Below are 23,120 nucleotides of genomic sequence, written 5' to 3'. Positions count from 1 at the left end.
ATAAGGTTGCAGCCGCGGGCCTCAGGGTAAGTTGCCATCAATGATAAAACCACCCCAGAAAGCAAGTACCAAAGCCGCCAGACTACAAAGGACGAAAAGCCCGAATCCGGCCCACCCGCCCATAATTATCCCCAGCACAATGCCTCCGATGAATAGCAGCGTTGCGAGAACCTGTAATAAATCACCTTTGGGGGATGTAGTGTGGGCAGGACCTTTTAGAGAGGGGCTGACGGTGGAGTGAAGCCTTTGGGGATTATTAACCGGCAGCAGATGGCGAGGAGAAGCAGCCTGTAAAATTTGCCTGGATGGTGTGGCAATTCTACCCGCAGCGGCAGAAGCCTTGTGCCTACCCGCTAGCCGGAACGCCGGCTGAAAGCGCGCTGAGAAAGGCAGGTGCCCTTGCACCGGACTTGCCGCAGGTAATGCCTGGGCGGGGTAGAGAGCAGCTGACAATTGCGTTTGGGCGCGGAAGGAAAAAGCCGCTTGCTGACTGCGGCAACCTACTCCTACGCCAGCCATCAGGCCAATAACTATCCAGGAATACAGCTTGTCGCTCATCGCCTGAATATAGGCCTACATATTAAAGCATTCCTGAAAAACGCCCAGCCAGGCGTGCGGGCCGCCAATACCCAACACCACAAAATAGTAGCCCAGCAGCACCCCGACCGCGCCCACCCCCAGCCCCAGCCAGCCGCCCAGCAGGAGCCCGGCTACTACGCCGCCTACCACCAGCGCCCCGCCCAGCACCAGGTGCCACACCTTGTTTTCCGGCTCTCCCTTTTCCAGCGGGCGGGCAGCGCGACGCGGCGAAGCCTGCGTTTTCTGCTGTAGCAGCGGGCGGGCATGGCGCACGCGGCGGCTGGCGGCCTGAGAAGTTGGTGCAGCAACCGGAGCGCTTTGAGGTACTAATGAAGTTCTGGCCGGGGTGGCAGGCAGCATTGGCGTGGCCAGGCCGCTGTCGGCGGTAGCGGTGGCCTCCTCCGGCGCGGCAACGGCCACGATAGTGGCGGGCGTAAACTGAAAGGCGGCTTTTTCGCTGCGGCAGCTCAGGAGCAGCGCCAGCGGCAGCAACAGGCAATACTTGGTAGCGGTTGAGTTCATCGGCAAAAAAGAAGCGGCCCGCCCGGAGAAGGACGGCCCGCTTCTTACGTGAAAACCAAGAAAAGTTCTCAGGTTAAAACTCCAGAATAGTCTGCTCAATGATGTCGCAGGCTTCGTGCAGCTGCTCTTCGTTGATAACCAGCGGCGGCGCGAAGCGGATGATGTCGCCGTGGGTGGGCTTGGCCAGCACGCCGCGCTCCATCAGGGTCACGCACACGTCCCAGGCGGTGCGGCCGTCGGCGTGGGGCTTGATGACTACGGCATTCAGCAGGCCTTTGCCGCGCACCAGCTCCACTACCTCGGGGCGCTTAGCCTGCACGCGGCGCATCCGCTCCCGGAATACCTCGCCCATGGCGCGGGCGTTTTCGGTCAGTTTTTCATCCAGCAGCACATCCAGGGCGGCGCGCATTACGGCGCAGGCCAGCGGGTTGCCGCCAAACGTGGAGCCGTGCTGCCCGGGCTGAATGGTGAGCATAATCTCATTGCGCGCCAGCACCGCCGACACGGGCATGGCCCCGCCGCTCAGGGCTTTGCCCAGCACCAGAATATCGGCGTGCACGCCTTCGTAGCAGGTGGCCAGCAGCTCGCCGGTGCGGCCCAGGCCGGTCTGAATCTCATCGGCAATAAATAGCACGTTGTGGGCTTTGCAGATTTCGTGCGCCTTGGCCAGGTAACCATCGGATGGTACCATCACGCCGGCTTCGCCCTGAATGGGCTCTACCAGGAAAGCGCACACGTGCGGGTCCCGCACGGCTTCCTCCAGCGCTTCCAGATCATCATAGGGCACTACCTGGTAGCCGGGCGTGTAGGGGCCGAAGCCGCCGGTGCTGTCGGGGTCGGTGCTGAAGGAGATGATGCCGGTGGTGCGGCCGTGGAAGTTATGCTCGGCCACAATGATGCGGGCCATGTTGGGCGCAATGCCTTTTTCCTGGTAGCCCCACTTGCGGGCCAGCTTCAGGGCGGTTTCCACGGCCTCGGCGCCGGAGTTCATTAGCAGCGCCTTATCGTAGTTGAATAGCTCGCAAAGCTGCTTTTCGGCGGCGCCCAACTGGTCGTTGAAGAAGGCGCGGGAGGTGAGCGTGAGCTTCTGGGCCTGCTCCGTCATGGCCCCGATGATGCGCGGGTGGCAATGGCCCTGGTTTACAGCGGAATAAGCGGATAGGAAATCGTAATAGTGCTTGCCTTCCACATCCCACAGGTGCACGCCCTCGCCCCGGTTGAGCACCACGGGCAGCGGGTGGTAGTTATGGGCGCCATACTGGTCTTCGAGGGCCATCAGCTGCTGGCTGCGGGTCTGGGTGGCGGTAGGGGAGGTGGTTTCCATATGCTTGAGTTTTGGAAAATAGCAGGAATCAGTTGCCCGAAATTACGGAAAAGGGCGGAGAGCACCGGTACTTATTCCTTGCCTTTGCTTTGCAGGCGGTCAATGAACTTGCCCACGTAGTTGCCTTCTTCCTGTCCATCAGCGGCGGTAATGGTCCAGTCGAGCACGGCTTGCTCGGGGAAGGTAATAGACTGGTTAGGCTGATACTCGTGCACGGCTTCCAGCTTGTTGGCCAGCGTGCCGGTTACTATTTTGTCCTGCCAGCTGCTGACGCGCACGAAAACCTGCTCAAACTGCCCGTCGGAGTCGAAAATGCGCGTGGTGAGGTAGAGCGTCTGGCCTGCGGGCAGCCCGGCAGCATACCGCTTTTTCACGGAGGACAGCTTTTGCCGCGCCTGGCGGATGGGCTGGGCCAGGGTAGCATCCACATCATGCACAATGGCGGCCAGCTCTGTGCCCACCAGTCGGGCGGGCATATCGGTAGGTGACTTCGTCGGTGCTTTTTGGGCCTGGGCCGGCGCCGCGAAAACCAGCAGGGCTGCGGCCAGCGCCCCGAGTACTAGAGAAGAAGGAGAACATACGCGCATACAAAACGGAGCAATAGGTTAGAGGACAGGAGTTCGGCTCCCTAAACTACAAAAAAGCCGCCCGCTGTAACCTGGCTCCACCGCCGGGAGCTAGTATCTTTACCGGCAATGGAAACCCTGCATCACCCCGACGCGCCCCAGGCCATTGGTCCCTATGCGCAAGCCATCGTCAGCAATGGCCTGGTATTCTGCTCCGGCCAAACGCCGGTGGTACCCGCCACCATGCGCATTGAGGCTACTACTATTGAGGAGCAGACCCGCCAGGCCCTGCACAACCTCGCCACGGTACTCGCCAGCAAAGGCCTCAGTCTGCAGAACGTGGTAAAAACCACCGTCTTTCTGAAAAACTTCGCCGACTTTCCCCGCATGAATGCCACCTACGCGGAGGTATTTGGCGAGCACCGCCCGGCCCGCAGTACCGTGGAAGTATCCCGACTGCCCCTGGATGCGCTGGTGGAAATTGAGTGCATTGCCGAGCTGGCTGCCAACTCCTAAATGGCCGCGCCAACCGCCCCACAGCCCCTGCAGCCCGGCGACTATTACTTCACGCCCCAGGGCTACCTGGTCTTCACGGAGCAGTATCACTTGCGGCGCGGCACCTGCTGCGGCAGCGGCTGCCGGCACTGCCCCTGGAAGGCGGGCGGCAGCGCCAAGAAGCCCTCCAGCGGCCCAAAACAGAGCTAACCCGCTATTTTTCAGCCTTTGGGTTTGTTACTATCGAAGTTATACCGATATTTGCGTCCCTTTTTCAAGCACTGAAACCTTCAAGTCCCTCTATATCATGGCCCGAGTTTGTGATCTGACCGGCAAGCGTACCCGCGTAGGCAACAACGTTTCGCACGCCAACAACAAGACCAAGCGCAAGTTCTATCCGAACCTGCAGAAGAAGCGCTTCTACATCCCCGAAGAGGATGCTTGGGTTACTTTGAAAGTAGCAACCAGCACTATCCGCACTATCAACAAGAACGGCATTATGTCGGTCCTGAAGAAGGCGAAAGAGCAGGGCTTCATCGTTTACTAGTTTTTTTGGAAGTTTAGGAGCTTCTTAGGTGAAGCCTGCAATAAGCGGAACGCAACGTTTCCGTGTCATGTGGGTCTCTTCGCCGACTAAACCTCCTTTCTGTGCTTCCAGCCAAACTTCTTCGCCTGGGACAGCTCGCGCTGCTCTCGGGTTTGTTGGCCGCCCCTGTGGCTGCCACCTTTGCCCAGCGCGCCGCCGGTCTTGACCGGCCGGCCGATTTTCTGGACCCCGCATTTCACCGGCAACGGAGAGAGCTACTGCGTCAACAGATGCCGGCTCGCTCCGTTGCCGTTTTGTTTGCGGCCCCTGTGCGCAACCGCGCCAACGACGTTAACTTCCTCTATCATCAGGACCCGGATTTCTTTTACCTGACCGGCTACGATGAGCCCGATGCCGTGCTGGTACTCTTCAAGGAGCCGCAAACCATCAATGGGCAGGCCGGCGTTACGGAGGCGCTGTTTGTGCAGCCCCGCGACCCGCAGGCCGAGCAATGGACGGGCCGCCGCCTGGGCAGCGCCGGCGCCAAAGACCAGCTGAAGCTCCAGTATACCGCCGAGAACAAGGCCTTTGCCGGGGCCGGTATCCGCTGGGCCGATTTTGGGCAGGTGCTTTTCACCAATCTGCCTGCCGATGTGCGGGATGACCGCCGCGACCCCGCCGACCTCTACAACCTGGTAGCCGACTTCCGGCAGCAGGCCGCCGTGCCCGCCGACTACAGTCCGGCCCGCGCCGAGCTTTACAACCGGCTGCAGCGCTCCGGGGTAAGCAACGCCCCGCAGATCAAAGGCTACTTGGAGCGGCTGATGAAAGAGCAGCCTGCCCTGGCTACCGACGCCTACGTGCAGGGGTATTTGAAAGCCACTACCGATGCTGAGCGTCAGAAAGCGTTGGAAGCCCGGCCCGTGAGCCGGCACGACGCTAACCTGCTCAACAATGCCCTGGACCAGCTGCGCGAAATCAAGACCCCGGAGGAACTGGCCCACCTGCGCCGGGCCATCCGCATCAGCGCCGTAGGCCAGCAGGAAGTGATGAAAGCCTTGAAGCCGGAAATGGGCGAAATGGAAGTGCAAGGCCTGCACGAATACGTCTACAAGCGGTACGGCGCCGAGTTTGAAGGCTACCCCAGCATTGTGGGGGCCGGCGCCAATGGCTGCATTCTGCACTACGAAACCAACGACAAGCAGCAGGTGAAAAACGACCTGCTGCTGATGGACTGCGGCGCCGAATACCACGGCTATACCGCCGATGTAACACGCACTATTCCGCCCAGCGGCAAGTTCAGCCCCGAGCAAAAGCAAATTTATGAGCTGGTGCTGGCCGCCCAGGAAGCCGGTTTTGCGGAGTGTAAGCCCGGCAATGCCTTCGGTGCCCCGGGCAAGGCCGCGCAGGAGGTTATTACGGCTGGTTTGCTGAAGCTGGGCATTATCACCAAGCCCGAAGACGTGCGCCGATATTTCCCCCACGGCACCTCCCACTACCTGGGTCTGGACGTGCACGACCGGGGCTCCTACGGCCCCCTGCGCGCCGGCAATGTTATTACGGTGGAGCCCGGTATCTATATCCCGGAAGGCAGCCCCTGCGACAAAAAGTGGTGGAACATTGGCGTTCGTATTGAGGATGATGTGCTCCTGACCAGTAGCGGCTATGAAAATCTGTCGAAAGAAGCCCCGCGCACCGTGGCGGAAATTGAGAAGATGATGGCCAAGTCCAGTGTGCTGGAGGATTTTAAGCTGCCCGTGCTGAAATAGAAGGACTGCCTAATGCTGCAACATAAACCTGCACGCTCTATTATCCCTGGTTTTATATATATTGTATTTTATTAACTAATAATTGTGCTTTAAGTGCCGCTGCCGCACTCAGTACGGGTAGTTGGCACAGACGCCGGGCTCCTGGCATGCGTAAATCCATGCCAGGAGATGCCCTGACTGACCAGCTGGAGCAAAGCCGGTCAGGAGTCTGACTGCTCTGCCGGAAACGTGCTGCTATTATTTAATCCTTTCAGTTATGCTTGATTCTCTTCTTTTTGGGATGCGCCGCGGCGTGCGTCTCTGGCTGACTATTTTCATGGTAGGAAGCCTGGCATTTACTACCGCCTGCAACGATGACGATGATGACAATAACACGCCTCCCACGCCGGTAACCACTTATGGTGATGCCGTAACGGTGGGCAACGGCACCGCGCGCAGCTTTATAACAGTAGATGCCAGCGGCAACCCCACCGAAATAGGCATGCGCCTGACCGAGGCCGCCCTCACCGGCCTGCCCGCCACCGATACCAACCCCCCAGCCTGGTATATGCTCAGCCTGCCGGCTAATTCCACTGCCAAGCTGCCCTTCAATCATCTTTCCCTGGACTGGAACCCGAATGGGCATGAACCAGCCGCAGTGTATGGCAAGCCGCATTTTGATGCCCACTTCTACATGATTACCATGGCCGAGCGGGCTCAGATTGGTCTGGATGATGCCAATGGTGATGTGCTACCCGCCGCCAACCTGCTGCCCGCCGGTTACCAGACGGCGCCCAACGTAGCACCCGGCCGCACCGTGCCTATGATGGGGCGCCACTGGATAGACCCCAACAGCCACGAATACCACGGCGAGGACTTCACCCAAACCTTTATCTATGGTTCCTACAACGGAAAAGTTATTTTCCTGGAGCCCATGATTACAAAGGCTTACCTCGAAGAAAAGAAAACCGAAACCTTCACCTTGCCCCGCCCGGAAATGGTAGAGAGAACCGGCCTGTATTACCCCACCAAGTACACCATCGGTTACGACGCGGCGACGAAGGAATATGTGATAAAACTGCACGACATGGAGCTGCGCTAAGCTTCGTGGTGGCACTGCGTAGAGGCGGCAGATGGCATCCGTTGGATGCCGTTTTCCGCCTGTGCCTGGTATAAAGTGGCGGCCGGCCGGCCCATCTGGGGCGTAGCAGCATGAAAGTCAAAAAGATATTCCTGGGTTTATTGTTCGCTTGGGTGTTTGAGAATTCCAAAAAGCCGTGTACCTTTGCAGTCCTTAATCCAAAAACTAAGTCGAGATGGCTAAAAAAGGAAACCGGGTGCAGGTAATCCTCGAGTGCACCGAGCACAAGAACTCGGGTCAGCCGGGCACCTCGCGCTACATTACCACCAAGAACCGCAAAAACACTCCTGAGCGCATCGAGCTGAAGAAGTTCAACTCTGTGCTCAAGAAGATGACCGTTCACAAGGAAATCAAGTAATTGAGTCATGGCTAAGAAAGTAGTAGCAACCCTGAAAACCCCAGGCGGTAAGGATTGGGCTAAAGTGATTCGTGCCGTTAAATCGGAGAAAACTGGTGCCTATACGTTCCGTGAGGAAATGGTGCCCGTAGATAAAGTGCAGGACTACCTCGCTACCGGCGTTAAGTAATCCGGCGCCCCTGTGGCATCCTAACCGAAGTGAAGAAGTCCCGCCAGCGTGGGACTTTTTTGCGTTGTAGTAGCGCGAAGCTCCAGCTTCGTGCGTCGTTGAACGGCCCGTCCGGCGGGCGGTGCCAACATCATCGTCCATCGTCAGCAACGATGCGCGAAGCTGGAGCTTCGCGCTACTCTCCGTATGGGACTCTTCGATTTTTTCAAGAAGGACAAGGAAAGCAAGGAGCAGCAGCAGGCCCTCGATGAAGGCCTGCAGAAGACTAAAACCAACTTCTTTGATCAGCTGAGCAAAGCCGTGGTGGGCAAAGCCACCGTGGACGAAGCCGTGCTGGATGACCTGGAAACCATGCTGGTGCATGCCGATGTGGGCATTGACACCACCGTGAAGGTGATTGACCGGATTGAGAAGCGCGTGGCCCGCGACAAGTACGTGAGCACCTCCGAGCTGGACCGCATCCTGCGCGAGGAAATTGTGGAGCTGCTGGACGCCAACAGCGGCGCCACCGGCTCCCGCGCCATCCTGGACCGCGCCGATAGCCCCGGCCAGCCCTTCGTGATTATGGTGGTGGGCGTGAATGGAGTAGGCAAAACCACTACCATCGGCAAGCTGGCGCACCGTTTCCACTCGGCCGGCAAGAAAGTGGTGCTGGGTGCTGCGGATACCTTCCGCGCCGCCGCCGTCGACCAGCTCATCATCTGGGGCCAGCGGGTGGGCGTGCCCGTTATTTCCCACGGCATGAACACCGACCCGGCCTCCGTGGCCTACGACGCGGTGCAGAAAGGCGTGGAAATGGGGGCTGATGTAGTCATTATTGATACCGCCGGCCGCCTGCACAACAAGGTGAACCTGATGAACGAGCTGAGCAAAATCAAGCGCGTGATGCAGAAGGTGATTCCCGATGCGCCCCACGAGGTGCTGCTGGTGCTGGATGGCAGCACCGGCCAGAATGCCTTCCTGCAGGCCAAGGAATTTACCAAAGCCACCGAGGTAACGGCCCTGGCCATCACCAAGCTCGACGGCACCGCCAAAGGCGGCGTGGTCATTGGCATTTCCGATCAGCTAAACGTGCCCGTGCGCTACATTGGTGTAGGCGAGAAGATGACGGATCTGCAGCTGTTTGACCGGCACACGTTCGTCAACTCGCTGTTTAAGAAGTAGAAATAAACAGCCATCAAACTGTCATTCCGAGCAGCGCGAGGAATCTGGAGTTACCGCAAGTTAGGTGTCCAGATTCCTCGCGCTGCTCGGAATGACAGTTTTACATTGGTCCATACGCTACAAAGAAACCTTTCGGGTAGGAAAAGGCGTTGCCTCATTCGTACCTTTGCGGTCCGAAATTCGCCGCGGGCCGTAGCGGGCAAGTTTCTCACTCATAAGAAATTGCCCGGCCGCCCGCCAATCAATCCAGCATGAAAGTCAGAAGCCAGCAGGCCAATAAAGTAAACGTCATTACCCTCGGCTGCTCCAAAAACGTCGTGGACTCGGAAGTGCTGATGGGCCAATTGCGCGCCAACCAGTTTGAGGTGACGCACGAAGCCGAAAAGAGCGACGCCAACATCGTCATCATCAATACTTGCGGCTTCATTGATAATGCCAAGCAGGAAAGTATTGACACCATCCTGCGCTACGCCGACGAAAAAGAGGCCGGGAAGCTTGAGAAGCTCTACGTAACGGGCTGCCTTTCCCAGCGCTACAAGGACGATCTGGAGGTGGAAATTCCGCAGGTAGATGCCTTTTTTGGTACCCTGGAATTGCCCCAACTGCTGAAAACCCTGGAAGCCGACTACATGCACGAGCTGGTAGGGGAGCGGCTGCTGACCACGCCCAAGCACTACGCCTACTTCAAGATTGCCGAAGGCTGCAACCGGCCCTGCTCGTTCTGCGCCATCCCGCTGATGCGCGGCAAGCACATGGACCGCCCCATTGAGGACTTGGTGAAGGAAGCTAAGCGCCTGGCCAGCATGGGCACCAAGGAGCTGATTCTCATTGCCCAGGACCTGACTTACTATGGCCTGCAGCACTACGGCGAGCGGAAGCTGGCCGACCTGCTCCGCAACCTCTCCGACGTGAACGGCATCGACTGGATCCGGATGCAGTACGCCTACCCTTCGCAGTTCCCGCTGGATGCGCTGGACGTGATGAACGAGCGCAGCAACATCTGCAAATACCTGGATATGCCCCTGCAGCATATTTCCGATAACATGCTGAAAACCATGCGCCGCGGCATCAGCAAGCGCCGCACCGTGGAGCTGGTGGACACCATTCGGCAGCGTGTGCCGGGCATTGCGCTGCGCACCACGCTCATCTCCGGCCACCCCGGCGAGACGCAGCAGGACTTCGAAGACCTCTACAACTTTGTGGAGGAAACCCGCTTCGACCGGCTGGGCATCTTCACCTACTCGCACGAGGATAACACGCACTCCTACACCCTGGAAGACAACGTGCCCGCCGACGTAAAGCAGGACCGCGCCGACCAGATCATGGAGCTGCAGCAGGGCATTTCCATGGAGCTGAACGAGCAGAAGGTCGGCCAGACCTACAAAGTGCTCTTCGACCGCAAAGAAAGCGGCTACTTTGTGGGTCGCACCGAGTTTGACTCGCCGGAAGTGGACAACGAAGTGCTGGTGCCCGCCGACAAAGACACCCACGTGCGCCTCGGCGACTTCGCCACCGTGAAAATCAACGAAGCCTCCGACTTCGACCTTTACGGCGAGCTGGTGCGCTAAGCGCTAAGCGTATAAAAGAACGAATAGAAAAGAACGTCATGTCGAGCGGAGTCGAGACATCTCGCTAGTGTGGTGAATAGTACTACATAGCACGCGAGATGTCTCGACTCCGCTCGACATGACGTTTTTCATTTTCGACCAGTGGATTACTGTTTAGCTTGCGGCCATGAAAGCGCAGATCAACCAGCGGGAGGTAGAATATCGGATTGAAGGCGAAACCGGCCCCCAGCAGGCGCAGGTGCTGCTGGCCGATGCCGTTGACCTAACCGCCGGCACTGCCTGGGCCGCGCAGGGCTACACCGTGGCTCCGTTTCTTTCTGCTGATGAGCAACGCCAATTGCAGCAAGGGCTGGAAGCCTTGGTGCGTGAGGCGCTGGCTAACGCCGGCCGGCCGGTAGCACCGGATTTTCCGGTCAATCAGTATCATCAGATTGTCGGGGATGACCGGGACCTGCACCTGGCCGTCATCAACCAAACCAAAGAATACCGGCAGGAGCACCTGCCCGTGCTGGCTGCTTTGCTGGAAGCGCGCGTCTCGGAGCTGTGCGGCCGACCGGTGCGGGCGCTGAACCCCTGGGACGGGGAGCGGTTTTTTCACCTGCGCATTGTGCGCCCCAACCGCGCCGACAACAACCCCCTGCACCGCGACGTGTGGCTCCCGGATTACCGGGACTGCCTCAATATTTACGTGCCCGTAACGGGCAGCACCCCGGATTCCTCCCTGACGCTGGTGCCGGGCAGCCACTGGTGGCCGGAGAACCGCACGGAGCGTACCCGCGGCGGGGCCGTGTACAACGGCGTGTCCTTCACCGTGCCCGCCGTAACCGGCGCGGCCGAGCCGCTGGAAATCATTCGGCCTAACCCCGGCCCGGAGGAAGTGCTGCTGTTTTCGCCGTATCTGCTGCACGGCGGGGCCGTGAACCTGAACCCGGACGAGACGCGTATTTCCCTGGAAATGCGTTTTTGGGCGGTATAGCGCAAAGTCTCATTCCAGGAATAAGCCATTAGCCAACAGCCATCGGCCAAAAGCTAAAAATAGGCCGCCAAAAAAATACCCAGTTACTTTATGGCGGCTGAGTGGTTATAGCCGAATATTTTCCCCGCGTATGTCTGTTACGACCCTTAGTTACGCCGCTACTGGCGCGTTTTCCTCCCTGCTGACTGATTACCTGGCTCGCCACGAAGCGCTGGAGCCCTTCTATCACCGCTTTCCGCAGCTGGACGAATTTGCCGCTCAGATAGAAGAGAAGCGCGCTTCCTACTCGCCCGAAGCCCGGCAACGGCTGGTAGCGGCCCTGCGCGAGCAGTATGCCACGCTGCCCACCGTGCACCCGGCCGTGCAGGCCAATCTGGAGCTGCTGGCCCGGGAAACCACCTTCACCATCACTACCGGCCACCAGCTTAACCTGCTTACCGGGCCGCTATACTTCATTTACAAGATTGTATCGGCGGTGAAGCTGGCGCGCCAGCTGAAGGAAAAGTACCCGCAGTACGATTTTGTGCCGGTGTACTGGATGGCCACCGAAGACCACGATTTCGCCGAAATCAACCATATTAATCTGTTTGGCAAGAAATACCAGTGGAACGCCGCCGAAACCGGCGGGCCGGTAGGTCGTCTGCCGTTGGCGGGCCTCAAAGAGGAACTGCTGGACCAGCTGCCGGCTGATGTGCCGGCGGTGTTCCGCGAGGCATATGAGCAATCAGCCACTCTGACGGAAGCCACGCGCAAGCTCACGCATGATTTGTTTGGCGAGCTGGGTTTGGTAAGCGTTGATGGAGATATGCCTGCCTTAAAGCAGGCGCTGGTGCCGGTGCTGGAAAAGGAAATCCGGGAGCAGGCCTCTAACCGCGCCGTGCAGGCCGCCAATGCGCAGCTGGAAGCCGCCGGCTACAAACCCCAGATCTACTCGCGCCCGCTAAACCTGTTCTTCCTGACCGATACCGGCAAGCGCGAGCGGCTGGAGTACGATGCCGCTCAGGACTGCGCCCAGATGATGGTGCGCAACACCGGCCGCTGCCATACCCAGGAAGAGCTGTTGGCGCTGGTGCGGGAACACCCCGAGCAGTTCAGCCCCAACGTGGTGCTGCGGCCCCTGTACCAGGAAATTCTGCTGCCCAACCTCTGCTACATTGGCGGCGGCGCCGAGGTAGCTTATTGGTTTCAGCTGAAAGGCATATTTGCTGATAATGGTGTGCCCTTTCCCATCCTGTTGCTCCGTAATTCGGCCCAGTACATCGGCAAAGCCAACGCCGGCAAGCTGCGCAAGCTGGGCCTCACCGCTACCGATATTTTCCGGCCCCTGCCTGAGTTGAAAAAACAAGTGGGCGCCACCCTGGGGCAGGAAGAAATCAGCCTGAAAGATCAGCAGGAACAATTAGCCGCCGCCTTCCAGAGCATTGCCGACCTGGCCCAGCGCCTGGACCCCACGCTGGTGCGCACCGTGGCGGCCGAGCAGCAGAAGGTATCGGGTATTGTAACCGGGCTGGAAAAGCGCCTGAGCAAAGCCTCCGAGGCCAAGCACGAAACGGCCTATAGCCAGCTGGCCGCGCTAAAGGAAAAGCTGATGCCCAACGGGCACCTGCAGGAGCGGGAGGATAACGTGCTGAGCATCCTCATCAACAACCCCGGCTTTATTCAGCAGCTGCTGGAGGCATTTGATCCGCTGGCGCTGGAGTTCACGGTGATTGAGGAAGAGTAAAAGCTCATGCTGAAAGCTGACCTGCGCCGCCTGATGCTGGAACGCCGCCGTGCCCTGCCCGAGGCAGAGGTGCAGCGGCGCAGCCTGGCCCTGCGCGAGCAGTTGGTGCAGCATTTTCCGGTAGCGGAGTGGCGCTGGCTGCATCTGTTTCTGCCCATTCCGCACCACCAGGAACCCGATACCTGGGCAATTGTCAACTGGATTTGGGAGCACCAGCTACCCGTGCGCCTGGCCGTGGGCGTAGTGCAGCCCGATGGCGAGAGCCTGCGCCACTACGAACTGTTGCCCGGTAGGCCCCTGCAAACCAACCGCTGGGGAATTCCTGAACCGGTAGCTGCCCCGGAAGTGCAGCCCTCACAGCTGGACGCCGTGCTGGTGCCGTTACTGGCTTTTGATGAGCAAGGCCACCGCGTAGGCTACGGCAAAGGCTTCTATGACCGGTTTCTGCAGCAGTGCCGCCCCAATGCCCTGCGCATCGGGGTGAGCATGGAGCCTCCCATTGCCCGCATTACGGACAGCTGGGCGGGCGATATTCCGCTGCACGCCTGTCTCACGCCGGAGCAGGTGTGGCGTTTTGATGCCTGGGCCGAACAAGCTCAAAAATAAAAGCGCAAACCAGCTGGCTGCCTGAACAATAACCAGGAAAAGCGGGGCGTTGGCCGGAGACAACTTCTAACCAATCCACCATCATGGCCGAAATTCAAGCTGCTCCCGCTGCCCGTAGTGGCAAACCCCGCGTGAAGAAGAATGCCTTCCGTCTCGATATGACCCCGATGGTGGATCTGGCCTTTCTGCTGCTCACGTTCTTCATGCTCACCACCACCTTCAATAAGCCCACGGTGATGCAGCTCCACATGCCGATAAAGGGCAAGGAAACGCCCCTGCAGCAAAGCCGGGTAATGACGCTGATTCTGGATAAGCGCAGCCAGGTGCACTATTTTTTCGGCCTGAATTCTGAGGCTGATCAAAGCGTGGCGAAAACCGAGCTGCACACCACCGACTTCGGGGCTAACGGGCTGCGGCAGGCGCTGCTCCAGCGGCAGCAGCAAGACCCCGCTACGGTGGTCCTGATTAAGACCACCCCGGACGCCAAATACCGGGATATGGTCGATGCCCTCGATGAGATGAACATCACTAATCAGCAGAAATATGCCCTGGTGGATTTAAGCCCCGCCGACCGCGCCCTGCTTCAGAAGCACGGCTTCTAGTTGCTAAAGCGGGTGGTGGTGTCTTCCGCTACCTTCGTAATGCGCGCCTGCCCCCAGGGCGCAATACTCACGTGCACCAGCAGAGGGTGCCGGGCGCCCAGCCGTTCCAGCGTGCGGCCGGTGCCCTCGGGTACGTAGTATTTCTCCAGGTTGTAGCGCACATTCAGCGTGCGCCGCCCGTTATTGCGCACCCAACCGCGCAGGATAACGGTGCCGCCGGGGGCGGTGGGTTTTGCAGTGTAAACGCCCACGGCCTCATACGCCGGGCCGGCTGGGCGGAGCAGTACATACACGGGCTTGCCCCGGCGCGGTACCGGGCCGGCTTCGCGCCACAGCTGCATGGGTAAGCGGCTGATGGTATAGCGCAGCCGCACGTAGTCGCCGTACAGGAAGTCGCGCGGGTCCAGGGGCGTGGTGCGCAGCACAATGGTTTGGCCGTAGGCATGGGTGGCGTAGCCGGCCCCGGCTACGGCCAGCAGAAACAGCGCCTGGGCAGCTACCAGCAGGAGGAGCCAGTGGCGGGCGCCCGTAAACGCCGCTCTTTTCCTAAACAGCCACTTTCTCATGGGTGCGGGGTATCAGAGTGGAGCGTGTGCTTGTTGCGGCGGCGCAGGTACCAGCTCAGGCCCAGCAGCAGCAACCCGCCAATCAGGAAGAACAACGACTTATCCATGAACTCCCAGGTGAGCTTGAAGTAGGCTACCATGGTAGTCAGGATAAACAGCATGGTGCCCAGGCTGATGCGGTCGGGGTTTTGCTCCTGGTGGGCGCGCACCAGCAGGCTGCCGGAGTAGGCGTACAGTACTACCAGCGCCGCCACGGCCAGCGGCAGGCCGCCGGGAAAGTAGAAGCCCGGCAGGAGCAGGAGCCAGTCGGTAGCGCTGGCCATTCGGCCACGTGCGCGCTTGCCGGCCAAAGAAATCAGCAGTACAACGCCCATAACGCTGAGGTACGCCCACAGCGGCGGGCGCAGCAGCTCGGTGTAGCTGCCGGCCTCGCCATACAGGGCCAGCCCCAGCATAAACAGAAACGCAGCTACCAGGGGAGGCCCCTGCAGGGCCCGGCCAGCGGGGCGGTCGGGTTGCCAGTCGCCGGCGGCGTAGAGCAGCATGGCGGGCACGAAGAACCAGGTGATTTTGACGTGCAGCAGGCCAATGAGCAGCCCGGCCTGCCACAGCACGCCGGTAGCCAGCACGCCGGCCAGCAGCGCATCGGGGTGGCGCCACCAGTAGTAGCCCAGCCCACCCGCCGTGAGTACGGCTGCGGCCACGCTGAAGGCGCCCAGCTCGCCGGTGTTGTAGCCCTGCACAATGCCCCCAATAACCACCGTGAGAATGAACAGGAAGCGGCTACGATACAGAAACGTGAGGGCCACGCCCGCCACGGCCCAGGCCAGCAGCCCCGTCACATCGTAGCCAATGAGCTGGTACATCTGGCTGACCAGCACAATGCCCGCCCCGAAGAGAATCAGTCCCAGTCCCGTCAGCCCGATGCCCACGGCTCCATTGCCGCGGCGCAGGAAATAGTCGCCGGTGGCGTAGGCGCCAATCATGGAAAGCAGCAGCAGCCCCAGGCGCACAAACTCCGGCAGGCCCTGCCAGTTGGCGGCTACCAGGCTCAGCGCGCTCAAGCCCACCAGTAGGCTGCCGAGCAGCGGCAGCAGGCCAATGGCTTGTTTATCTTCGGGGTAGAGGGCCAGGAGTTGCTGATGCTGCTCCGGAGTAATAATACCTTTCTGTACCCACGCTGGGCCCTCTGTTTCCAGCAGCTTTCGACTCATAGTAGGCTGAAATTACGCAGAACGGATAGGAGTTATCCAGATTGGTTTTATAAACTGCTCTGGATCTTCTGTTGTAAATAGCTATGCACGTCCATTAACTAAGAATCCAATAAATTTTTGATCATCTACGTCATATTGGATTTGCCAATAATTGCTGCATCCGTCAAAAACTAGAACGAAGTTAGTCTTCCAGTTTTTTATATTGCTCTTGTGCCAAAAGCAATTGATGTAAATCATTTTATGCCCTTTGGGTGAGATGTATCCGGCGTACTGTCTTATGTAATTTTTTAAATTTTTATAAATAATTGGACATCCATTTCCTTGGTTTGATAAGTTAAAGTGGCCTTGTGTTATCATGAATAGAGTTAAATCTTCTTCTGCTATTTCAATCTCACGTTTTGAGGGTGTCCACCGCTCAGTCTTACTTAATTCACTGATCTTAAATCCAGCGGGAAATATTACGCCGCTAAATTTTTTTTCTTCAATAATTTCTCCATTTGTTTGAATAGATGTATTAATTATTGAGATTAATAATATTAGGAAAGTGAGCAGGCAGTTCATATACTAAATCACGGTTAATTATTGTGCTTTTGAATATACAGGACTTTGTATGTTAATTCCCTGTTCTTTGCGTTTTACCCCCGCTTCCACGCCCGCGTCATCTCCCTTTTACCGGGCGGTCCAGGAATCTTCTCCACCTGCCAGCCCGCGGCCAGCAAACTGCGCTTGAAGGAGCCTTTGGCGCAGTAGCTCACCAGGCAGCCGTCCGGCGCGGTAGCGGCGTAGAGCTGGGCAAAAACCTCCTCCGTCCACATATCCGGCTGTTTTTCCGGCGCAAAGGCATCGAAGTAGATGACGTGGTAGTGGTTGGGTGCCAGCTCGGTTTCCTGTAGTGCGCCGGCTATTTTCCGCAGCAGGAGCTGCGGAGCCACGCGCACTGGCATATTCCAGGCGGCGGCGTGCAGCTGCTCGTGGTATTGCTGCAGCTCCGGGTTGAGAATATAGCGCTCCACGCCCAGCTGGCTGATTACCTCGGGCGGCAGCGGGTATTTTTCAATGGTATCGTACTCAATAAGCACCGGGGCAGTGAGGCTGCGCTGGAGCGTGAGCAGGGCGTTCAGGCCGGTGCCGAAGCCAATTTCCAGCACCCGCACCGGAGCCGCGGCCGCGGCCAGCGCGGGTTCCAGGCCCGCGCCCAGGTACACGTGCATGGCTTCCTGCACTGCCCCGTGGGTGCTGTGGTAATGCTCGTTCAGGGCGGGCACGTATAAGGTGCTGGAGCCGTCGCCGGTGGTCCTAACTTCTACATTCATATCAGTTGCCAGTTGTCAGTGAAGGGTTGTCAATTGGCAATTCGTCGTAATAGCAGCAATTTCGGGGAAGTTTAGTTCCTGACAACTGGCAACTCGCAACTAACAACTCCCTTATGCCCCGTGTAAAAGTAGCTCTCCCCGCCGCATTCCTCCTCACGGTGCAGGTGCCCGTGCGCATTACCGACCTGAACTACGGCGCCCACCTTGGCAACGATGCCCTGCTGAGCATTCTGCACGAAGCCCGCGTGCAATTCCTGCAGCACCTGGGCCACCCTGAATTCGACCCCGCCACCAAAACCGGCCACATCATGGCCGATGTCGCCATCGAATACAAAGGCGAAGGCTTCTACGGCGACACGCTGCACATCCAAATGGCCGCCGACGACCTCAGCAAGTACGGCTTCGACCTGGTATACTGGGTGCGCAACCAGGACGGCAAAGAAGTAGCCCGCGCCAAAACCGGCATGCTCTGCTTTGATTACAACACCCGTAAGTTGCTGCCGCTCACGGAAGAGTACGCCCGGAAGCTGCGGGGCGAGTAAGCTGTCATTCCGAGCAACGCGAGGAATCTGGGCAGCTGGTCGTCCAGATTCCTCACTGCATTCGGAATGACAGAAGGGTGGAACTCAAGCGCCTTCCGTGTTGTATCTTTGCGGCTATGATGATTGACCTGCCAGTAGTTTCCAAGCGCGACATTCGCAAACTCACCCCCGACGAGCTTAAAGCCTTTATGGTGGAGCACGGCGAGAAGCCTTTCCGCGCCAAGCAGGTGAGCGAGTGGCTGTGGAAGAACACGGCAGGCTCGTTTGAGGAGATGAACAACATCTCGCTGGCCACGCGTGAGCTACTGGCCAAACACTTCGTTATCAATGGCGTGCAGGTGCAGAATCAGCAGCTCAGCAACGACGGCACCATAAAGTCGGCGTTCCGGCTGTATGATGGCAACATTGTGGAAGGCGTGCTCATTCCGCACGACACGCGCATGACGGCCTGCATCTCCTCGCAGGTGGGCTGCTCGCTCACATGCAAGTTCTGCGCTACCGGCTACATGGACCGCAAGCGCAACCTGGAAGCCGCTGAAATCTATGACCAGGTAGTGCGCATTAAGGAGCAGTGCGAATCCCAGTACGGCACGCCGCTCACCAACATTGTGTACATGGGCATGGGCGAGCCGCTGCTGAACTACGCCAACGTGGTGAAAAGCATTGAGCGCATCACCGCCCCCGACGGCCTGAACATGGCGCCCCGCCGCATCACGGTCAGCACTGCCGGCATTGCCAAAATGATTAAAAAGCTGGCTGATGACGGCGTGAAGGCCAACCTGGCCCTCTCGCTGCACGCGCCCAACGATACCAAGCGCAACGAAATTATGCCCATCAACGAAGCCAATTCCCTGGCCTCTTTGAAGGATGCGCTCAAGCACTACCACCAGGTAACCGGCCGCAAAGTCACCTACGAGTACATCGTATTCGAGAGCTTTAACGATACGCTGGAAGATGCCGAGGAACTGTTCCAGATTTCGAAATGGATTCCCTGCAAGGTGAACCTCATCGAGTACAACCCCATTGAAAACGCCGACTACAAAAATACCGGCGAGGCCAAGCTGATGGCCTTCCTGAAGTACCTGGCCGACCGCGGCGTGCAAACCAACCTGCGCCGCTCGCGCGGTAAGGACATTGACGCCGCCTGCGGGCAGCTGGCCGTAAAGGAAAAGCCCGTAGAAGTATAAAACTGTCATTCCGAGCAACGCGAGGAATCTGAATCTCGGATTATCCGGATTCCTCGCGTTGCTCGGAATGACAAAAGCCCCGGCTACGAGGAGTAGCCGGGGCTTTTGTTTGTCTGGTTGCTACGCCCGAAAACGGCCCACGGCCCGGGGACGGCCGGAAGAAATTTCCTCTTTGGTTTCGCCTTCCGGTACTTCGCGCACTTCTATGCGCACGGCGTTAGCCTTGGGCTGCACGCACTGGCCGTATTTATCGGCGAACTGCTGGGTGAACTCGGCCCCGAAGAAGATGATGAGGGCCGAGTAGTTTACCCATACCAGCAGAATAATGGCCGAGCCGGCCGCGCCATAGGTGGAGCCAGGGTCGGCCTGCGCAATGTAGAGGGCAATGAGGTACTTGCCAATCACGAAGAGCAAGGCCGTAATAACTGCCCCAATCCAGACGTCGCGCCACCGGATGATGGCATCGGGCAGGAAGCGGTAGATGAGGGCAAACAGGGTGGTAGTGACGGAGAGGGAAAGCAGCACATCAATGAGGTGAATGAATAGCACGGCTACATTGGGCAAGAGCTGTTTAAGGTAATCGGTGAAGGAGGTGAGCACGGCGCTTATCACAAAGGAAATCAGCAGCAGCAGGCCCACGCTCAGAATCAGGCCAAACGACAGAAACCGGTCTTTCAGAAACTGCCAGATGTTGCTGCGGGCTTCACTTTCAGGTCCCAGATATCGTTAATGCTCTGCTGCAGCGTAACAAAGAAGGTAGTAGCGGCAAAAATCAGTACACCCACACCAATAGCGGCGGCTATCCCCGACTTTTCCTGCTGATTGAACTCGTTGATAGAATTCTGGATAAACCTGGCTGAATCGGCCCCTACCAGGTTACTCAGCTGGTGAAACAGCTGGCCGGTAATGGCGGCCGAGCCCAGCAGCGTGCTGGCCGTGGTAATAACGATGATGAGCAGCGGCGGCAGCGAAAAAATGGTGTAGTAGGAAAGCGCCGCCGCGTGCCGAAACGAGTTGTTCTCCATAAAAGCCGCGCTGGTAGACTTTAGCAGAGAGAAAATATTGGAGAATGAGAAGGATGTGGGCATAGAGAAGCATGTAGCGTGTGGGTATCTCATACGGGCAGTTTCCACTTGCCGTTTGGCTGGACTAGCGCGCCAGCTCCCAGCGGAGCGTTTCTACCGGGGCTTCCCGCAGCGCCGCGGCCAGCTCCTGGTCGTCGGCGAACTGGAGCTGCCGGAGCTGGCTGGCTTCTACACTCACAGTAAGCTGCTTTTCCCGAAACGGCCAGGGCGTTACCGTTACCGGGCCATCGGCCGCGGGGCGGCATACATTATAGCGTTGCCCATCGGGCCCCTCGTAAATCTCCAGTTCCCGGCCCATTTCCGGGAGTTCCTGCCGACAGAGAATCAGGCTGAGCCGGTCGCACCAATGCATAAGGTCGTAGGCTTGCCGGGCTTCTTTTTGGGTGATTTTCAGCTCCCGGCGCCATCGTTTTTGCTGCGCTTCCTGCTCGGTCAAAAATGCGTCAATCACTTTCTGCTGACTGCGCAGCCCATGATACAGCGTTTGCAGGTGCATGCTGGTAAGCAGGCTACGCCAGCGGCCCTGAAAGCGGGCGGCCTTCATCACGCCCTGGGCCTGCTCCAGGGAAAAATCCTTCATGGTGAAGTTGGCCGGCGCCCCGGCGGGCGTCAGGCCATAATGCCCATCCCAGTGCCGCTGCTCATCATCGTGCTGGGCAATAGCGGCCAGCAGGCCCACCCACCGGTCGGCGGGGCCAAACGGCTGCCAGTGCCAGGCCAGCTGGGCCGCTAATAGTGCATGGGCCTGCTGGTAGATAATCTGCCAGCCATCGGGCGTATGGTTTACAATCATAGCAAGTAGACAACGGAAAAAGCCCCGCCGCCTGCCTATACGGCCAGACGACGGGGCTTGTCGAACTTCGTGGTTTTCCGGGCGCCGCTTACCGGGCTACGGCAGCCGTTTCGGCTACCTGCTGCTTGAGGTGCAGCAGCATATCGTCGGTCATTTTATCCAGGTCGAAATCCGGCTGCCAGCCCCAGTCCTGGCGGGCGCGCGTGTCGTCGATGCTGGCGGGCCAGGAGTCGGCAATCTGCTGGCGGGAATCGGGCTTATATGTCACCTCAAACTCCGGCAGGTGGCGCTGAATGCTGGCCGTAATTTCCTTGGGCGAGAAGCTCATGGCCCCCAGGTTGTAGCTGCTGCGGATTTTGATGCTGTCGGCGGGGGCGTGCATGAGGTCCAGGGTAGCCTTCAGAGCATCGGGCATGTACATCATGGGCAGGTAGGTGTCTTCCTTCAGGAAGCACTCATAGGGCTGGCCAGCCACGGCTTTGTGGTAGATGTCCACAGCATAGTCTGTCGTGCCGCCGCCGGGCAAGGATTTGTAGCCGATGAGGCCGGGGTAGCGCAGGCTGCGCACATCCAGGCCATGCTTGCGGAAATACCACTCACACCACTGCTCGCCGGCCAGCTTGCTGATGCCGTAGATGGTGTTGGGGTTCATGATGGTGAGCTGGGGCGTGTTCTCGCGCGGGGTATCGGGCCCGAACACGGCAATGCTGCTGGGCCAGTACACCTGCTGCACGCCTAGGTCTACGGCGGCATCCAGCACGTTAAAAAGGCCATCCATGTTCAGCTGCCAGCCAAACTTGGGGTTTTTCTCGGCCGTGGCCGAGAGCAGGGCCGCCAAGTGGTACACCTGCTTGGGCTTGTATTGCTGCACTACTTCCGTCAGGCGGTTTTTGTCCAGCACATCCAGCAGCTCAAAGGGGCCCGCTTCGTGCGTTTCCGCATCCTTGGGGGCGCGCACATCGGCGGCTACCACGTTAGAGGCGCCGTAGCGCTGGCGCAGCTCGTGGGTAAGCTCCAGACCCAGCTGCCCGCCGGCTCCGATGATAAGAACTGTGTCGCCGGAGGTACCGGGTGTGGAAGTAGCCATGCGCAGGGAAATGGGTGGGTGGGGGTAGAAAAGGCTACAAATATAACCGTTCAGCGGTGACGGGGCATGAGAGTCAGCAACAAGAATCAGGCAATGGCCGATCAGCATAATTCAGCATAATAGAGCCGCGCCGGTCAGACCCCTTTGAAAGGGGGCAGTCCAAAGTCGAAGGTGCACTGCAGCCGGCCCCGCCAGTAGGCACGGGGGCCTTCCGGAAGAAACCAGGCTACTTCTCCCGCCTGTGGTACCCGCATACCGGCTGCCTGGATATAGGTATGGTACGTGCCGCCCCACGGGGTAGGCACGCCCGCACCATTCACATCCCGGAAGCGGGCCGGTGTATAGCACCGTACAATTTCACCCTGCTCCCCAAAATAAAACTGCAGCGAGACGGTAGTGTGCCCATCCGTGAGGGTGGCTAGCGCAGAAGCGTTATCCAGGGCGCTCCAGGTTACTCCCTGACTGGGCAGCAGCGCGGTAGGGTACCATACCGCCTCCGCCAGGTAGCGGAGCAGGGCACCCGCGTCCAGATCAGGGCGGTTACTTTCTTTTACCACGGGTAGCAAACCGGCCAGCCGGCCCTGCATGGCACCGCTGCCGGCCACGTAGCTGTCCCGGATCTGCACCGGCAGCAGGGGCAGCATATAAATACGGGCATCCCACACAAAGCCAGGAGGCAGCGTGTGCACGTGGTGCACCGCCGTAAACGAGCTCCAGGAAGTGCCGGCCCGGAACCCGCCGGTTTCCCGGAGGCGGGCTCTGCGGATGAGCGCCTGCCCCGGCTGCAGGGCAAACCGGAAGTAGTTGGCCACCGGCACCGGCAGCCCCGTTAGCTCCTCCATTGTAAATACCTGATGCCCCGCGCCCGGCAGTGGCCCGGCCAGCTGGGCTACCAGTTGCTCAGTGCGGCGGTTCCAAAGGCGCGTGCCGAGGACGCCGGCGCCTGTCAGGCCTGCCAGCCCCGCAGCAGCCAGGCCGGTTATTCTGGTCCAGTATTTCATTGGTATAAGCAGTTACAGGAATGTATATCGCACCGTCCTGCCTGAAGTTCGGGCAGTAAACAGGAGAAGATACGCCCGCGCCACGCTCAGAAAAATGACTTTTGCTTTCCGCCCACCAACCAGGTCCGCTTTTCCGTTGTAACTTTTGCTGGTATTCCGGAGGCTGTGCCCGCTGCCCGGGCTACTTGAATGCCGTGCGCTACGGTATCATGTTATCTTTGTCTGCCTGTTTTGCTGGCTTCTTACTCCTTCACTTCATTCCCCA

Annotated in this window: 28 protein-coding genes; 15 read left to right on the top strand and 13 right to left on the bottom strand. The window is 58.8% G+C overall.

The window, feature by feature from the left end:
* Positions 1-21: 21 nt before the first annotated feature.
* The 4 genes from PK28_RS00685 to PK28_RS00670 form a co-directional block, all read right to left on the bottom strand.
* The gene (locus PK28_RS00685) at positions 22-558 is read right to left on the bottom strand and encodes a hypothetical protein (protein ID WP_044510403.1); all 537 of its coding nucleotides are present in this window, start codon (positions 556-558) and stop codon (positions 22-24) included.
* A gap of 15 nt (positions 559-573) precedes the next feature.
* Complete coding sequence (locus PK28_RS00680; RefSeq protein WP_044510401.1) at positions 574-1,101, bottom strand: hypothetical protein; 528 nt, start codon at positions 1,099-1,101, stop codon at positions 574-576.
* A gap of 73 nt (positions 1,102-1,174) precedes the next feature.
* Positions 1,175-2,425: an ornithine--oxo-acid transaminase gene (gene rocD / locus PK28_RS00675; RefSeq protein ID WP_082016888.1), complete on the bottom strand. Its 1,251-nt coding sequence runs from the start codon at positions 2,423-2,425 to the stop codon at positions 1,175-1,177.
* 71 nt (positions 2,426-2,496) lie between these two features.
* A complete protein-coding gene (locus tag PK28_RS00670; protein ID WP_082016887.1) occupies positions 2,497-3,012 on the bottom strand; it encodes a DUF2314 domain-containing protein in 516 nt (171 codons plus the stop codon).
* A 108-nt stretch (positions 3,013-3,120) separates the two neighbouring features.
* On the opposite strand from PK28_RS00670, the gene PK28_RS00665 reads away from it, so the two are divergent.
* The 13 genes from PK28_RS00665 (at position 3,121) to PK28_RS00610 (ending at position 14,067) form a co-directional block, all read left to right on the top strand.
* On the top strand, positions 3,121-3,507 hold the full coding sequence (locus PK28_RS00665; protein ID WP_044510396.1) for a RidA family protein: 387 nt from the start codon (positions 3,121-3,123) through the stop codon (positions 3,505-3,507).
* Complete coding sequence (locus tag PK28_RS00660; protein ID WP_044510393.1) at positions 3,508-3,696, top strand: C1orf53 family protein; 189 nt, start codon at positions 3,508-3,510, stop codon at positions 3,694-3,696.
* 97 nt (positions 3,697-3,793) lie between these two features.
* Positions 3,794-4,033, top strand: coding sequence for a 50S ribosomal protein L28 (gene rpmB, locus PK28_RS00655; protein ID WP_044015540.1), 240 nt, complete (start codon positions 3,794-3,796; stop codon positions 4,031-4,033).
* A gap of 101 nt (positions 4,034-4,134) precedes the next feature.
* Positions 4,135-5,781 carry an aminopeptidase P family protein gene (locus PK28_RS00650; protein WP_231576191.1) on the top strand — a complete coding sequence of 549 codons (1,647 nt, stop codon included), beginning with the start codon at positions 4,135-4,137 and terminating at the stop codon, positions 5,779-5,781.
* 256 nt (positions 5,782-6,037) lie between these two features.
* The gene (locus PK28_RS00645) at positions 6,038-6,862 is read left to right on the top strand and encodes a DUF5602 domain-containing protein (RefSeq protein WP_156126179.1); all 825 of its coding nucleotides are present in this window, start codon (positions 6,038-6,040) and stop codon (positions 6,860-6,862) included.
* 214 nt (positions 6,863-7,076) lie between these two features.
* Positions 7,077-7,259, top strand: a complete 183-nt coding sequence (rpmG, locus tag PK28_RS00640) for a 50S ribosomal protein L33 (protein ID WP_044510387.1) — start codon at positions 7,077-7,079, stop codon at positions 7,257-7,259.
* Between the two features lie 7 nt (positions 7,260-7,266).
* The gene (locus tag PK28_RS19790; protein WP_071843814.1) at positions 7,267-7,428 is read left to right on the top strand and encodes a DUF4295 domain-containing protein; all 162 of its coding nucleotides are present in this window, start codon (positions 7,267-7,269) and stop codon (positions 7,426-7,428) included.
* A 186-nt stretch (positions 7,429-7,614) separates the two neighbouring features.
* Positions 7,615-8,592 (top strand): signal recognition particle-docking protein FtsY, encoded by a 978-nt coding sequence (ftsY, locus tag PK28_RS00635; RefSeq protein WP_044510384.1) that lies wholly within the window; start codon positions 7,615-7,617, stop codon positions 8,590-8,592.
* 251 nt (positions 8,593-8,843) lie between these two features.
* Entirely contained in the window at positions 8,844-10,160 is a 1,317-nt protein-coding gene (gene rimO, locus PK28_RS00630) for a 30S ribosomal protein S12 methylthiotransferase RimO (RefSeq protein WP_044510381.1), read from the top strand.
* Positions 10,161-10,326: 166 nt separating this feature from the next.
* Positions 10,327-11,136, top strand: coding sequence for a phytanoyl-CoA dioxygenase family protein (locus tag PK28_RS00625; protein ID WP_044510378.1), 810 nt, complete (start codon positions 10,327-10,329; stop codon positions 11,134-11,136).
* A gap of 130 nt (positions 11,137-11,266) precedes the next feature.
* Positions 11,267-12,859, top strand: a complete 1,593-nt coding sequence (bshC, locus tag PK28_RS00620) for a bacillithiol biosynthesis cysteine-adding enzyme BshC (RefSeq protein ID WP_044510376.1) — start codon at positions 11,267-11,269, stop codon at positions 12,857-12,859.
* 6 nt (positions 12,860-12,865) lie between these two features.
* Complete coding sequence (locus PK28_RS00615) at positions 12,866-13,465, top strand: 5-formyltetrahydrofolate cyclo-ligase (RefSeq protein ID WP_044510374.1); 600 nt, start codon at positions 12,866-12,868, stop codon at positions 13,463-13,465.
* An 83-nt stretch (positions 13,466-13,548) separates the two neighbouring features.
* Positions 13,549-14,067 carry an ExbD/TolR family protein gene (locus tag PK28_RS00610; RefSeq protein WP_044510370.1) on the top strand — a complete coding sequence of 173 codons (519 nt, stop codon included), beginning with the start codon at positions 13,549-13,551 and terminating at the stop codon, positions 14,065-14,067.
* Here the strand turns inward: PK28_RS00610 and PK28_RS00605 are convergent.
* The 4 genes from PK28_RS00605 to mnmC2 form a co-directional block, all read right to left on the bottom strand.
* Positions 14,064-14,633, bottom strand: a complete 570-nt coding sequence (locus tag PK28_RS00605; RefSeq protein WP_044510367.1) for a GDYXXLXY domain-containing protein — start codon at positions 14,631-14,633, stop codon at positions 14,064-14,066. The two genes, PK28_RS00610 and PK28_RS00605, sit on opposite strands and share 4 nt — an antisense overlap.
* Entirely contained in the window at positions 14,630-15,847 is a 1,218-nt protein-coding gene (locus PK28_RS00600) for a DUF2157 domain-containing protein (RefSeq protein WP_044510365.1), read from the bottom strand. The genes PK28_RS00605 and PK28_RS00600 overlap by 4 nt, the downstream gene beginning before the upstream one ends.
* 81 nt (positions 15,848-15,928) lie before the next feature.
* On the bottom strand, positions 15,929-16,408 hold the full coding sequence (locus tag PK28_RS20240; protein ID WP_156126178.1) for a hypothetical protein: 480 nt from the start codon (positions 16,406-16,408) through the stop codon (positions 15,929-15,931).
* Positions 16,409-16,482: 74 nt separating this feature from the next.
* Positions 16,483-17,160 carry a tRNA (5-methylaminomethyl-2-thiouridine)(34)-methyltransferase MnmC2 gene (gene mnmC2, locus PK28_RS00595; protein WP_044510363.1) on the bottom strand — a complete coding sequence of 226 codons (678 nt, stop codon included), beginning with the start codon at positions 17,158-17,160 and terminating at the stop codon, positions 16,483-16,485.
* Between the two features lie 113 nt (positions 17,161-17,273).
* Between mnmC2 and PK28_RS00590 the strand changes: the two genes are divergently transcribed.
* Positions 17,274-17,702, top strand: coding sequence for a thioesterase family protein (locus tag PK28_RS00590; RefSeq protein ID WP_044510361.1), 429 nt, complete (start codon positions 17,274-17,276; stop codon positions 17,700-17,702).
* Between the two features lie 119 nt (positions 17,703-17,821).
* Complete coding sequence (gene rlmN / locus PK28_RS00585) at positions 17,822-18,889, top strand: dual-specificity RNA methyltransferase RlmN (RefSeq protein WP_044515909.1); 1,068 nt, start codon at positions 17,822-17,824, stop codon at positions 18,887-18,889.
* Positions 18,890-19,009: 120 nt separating this feature from the next.
* On the opposite strand, the gene PK28_RS21100 is transcribed toward rlmN, so the two are convergent.
* The 5 genes from PK28_RS21100 to PK28_RS00565 form a co-directional block, all read right to left on the bottom strand.
* Positions 19,010-19,528: a YihY/virulence factor BrkB family protein gene (locus PK28_RS21100; protein ID WP_048825372.1), complete on the bottom strand. Its 519-nt coding sequence runs from the start codon at positions 19,526-19,528 to the stop codon at positions 19,010-19,012.
* Positions 19,529-19,563: 35 nt separating this feature from the next.
* Positions 19,564-19,977, bottom strand: coding sequence for a YihY/virulence factor BrkB family protein (locus tag PK28_RS21095; RefSeq protein ID WP_048825370.1), 414 nt, complete (start codon positions 19,975-19,977; stop codon positions 19,564-19,566).
* Between the two features lie 61 nt (positions 19,978-20,038).
* On the bottom strand, positions 20,039-20,767 hold the full coding sequence (locus tag PK28_RS00575; RefSeq protein WP_044510358.1) for a DUF3891 family protein: 729 nt from the start codon (positions 20,765-20,767) through the stop codon (positions 20,039-20,041).
* A gap of 88 nt (positions 20,768-20,855) precedes the next feature.
* On the bottom strand, positions 20,856-21,854 hold the full coding sequence (locus tag PK28_RS00570; RefSeq protein ID WP_044510356.1) for an NAD-dependent epimerase/dehydratase family protein: 999 nt from the start codon (positions 21,852-21,854) through the stop codon (positions 20,856-20,858).
* A gap of 134 nt (positions 21,855-21,988) precedes the next feature.
* Entirely contained in the window at positions 21,989-22,855 is an 867-nt protein-coding gene (locus tag PK28_RS00565) for a DUF6920 family protein (protein WP_044510354.1), read from the bottom strand.
* Positions 22,856-23,120: the final 265 nt, after the last annotated feature.

Origin of the sequence: Hymenobacter sp. DG25B (assembly GCF_000801315.1) — a bacterium.
In the GTDB taxonomy this organism is placed as follows: domain Bacteria; phylum Bacteroidota; class Bacteroidia; order Cytophagales; family Hymenobacteraceae; genus Hymenobacter.
Note: the sequence above shows the minus strand (reverse complement) of the source record. Positions and strands in the feature narration are given on the sequence as shown.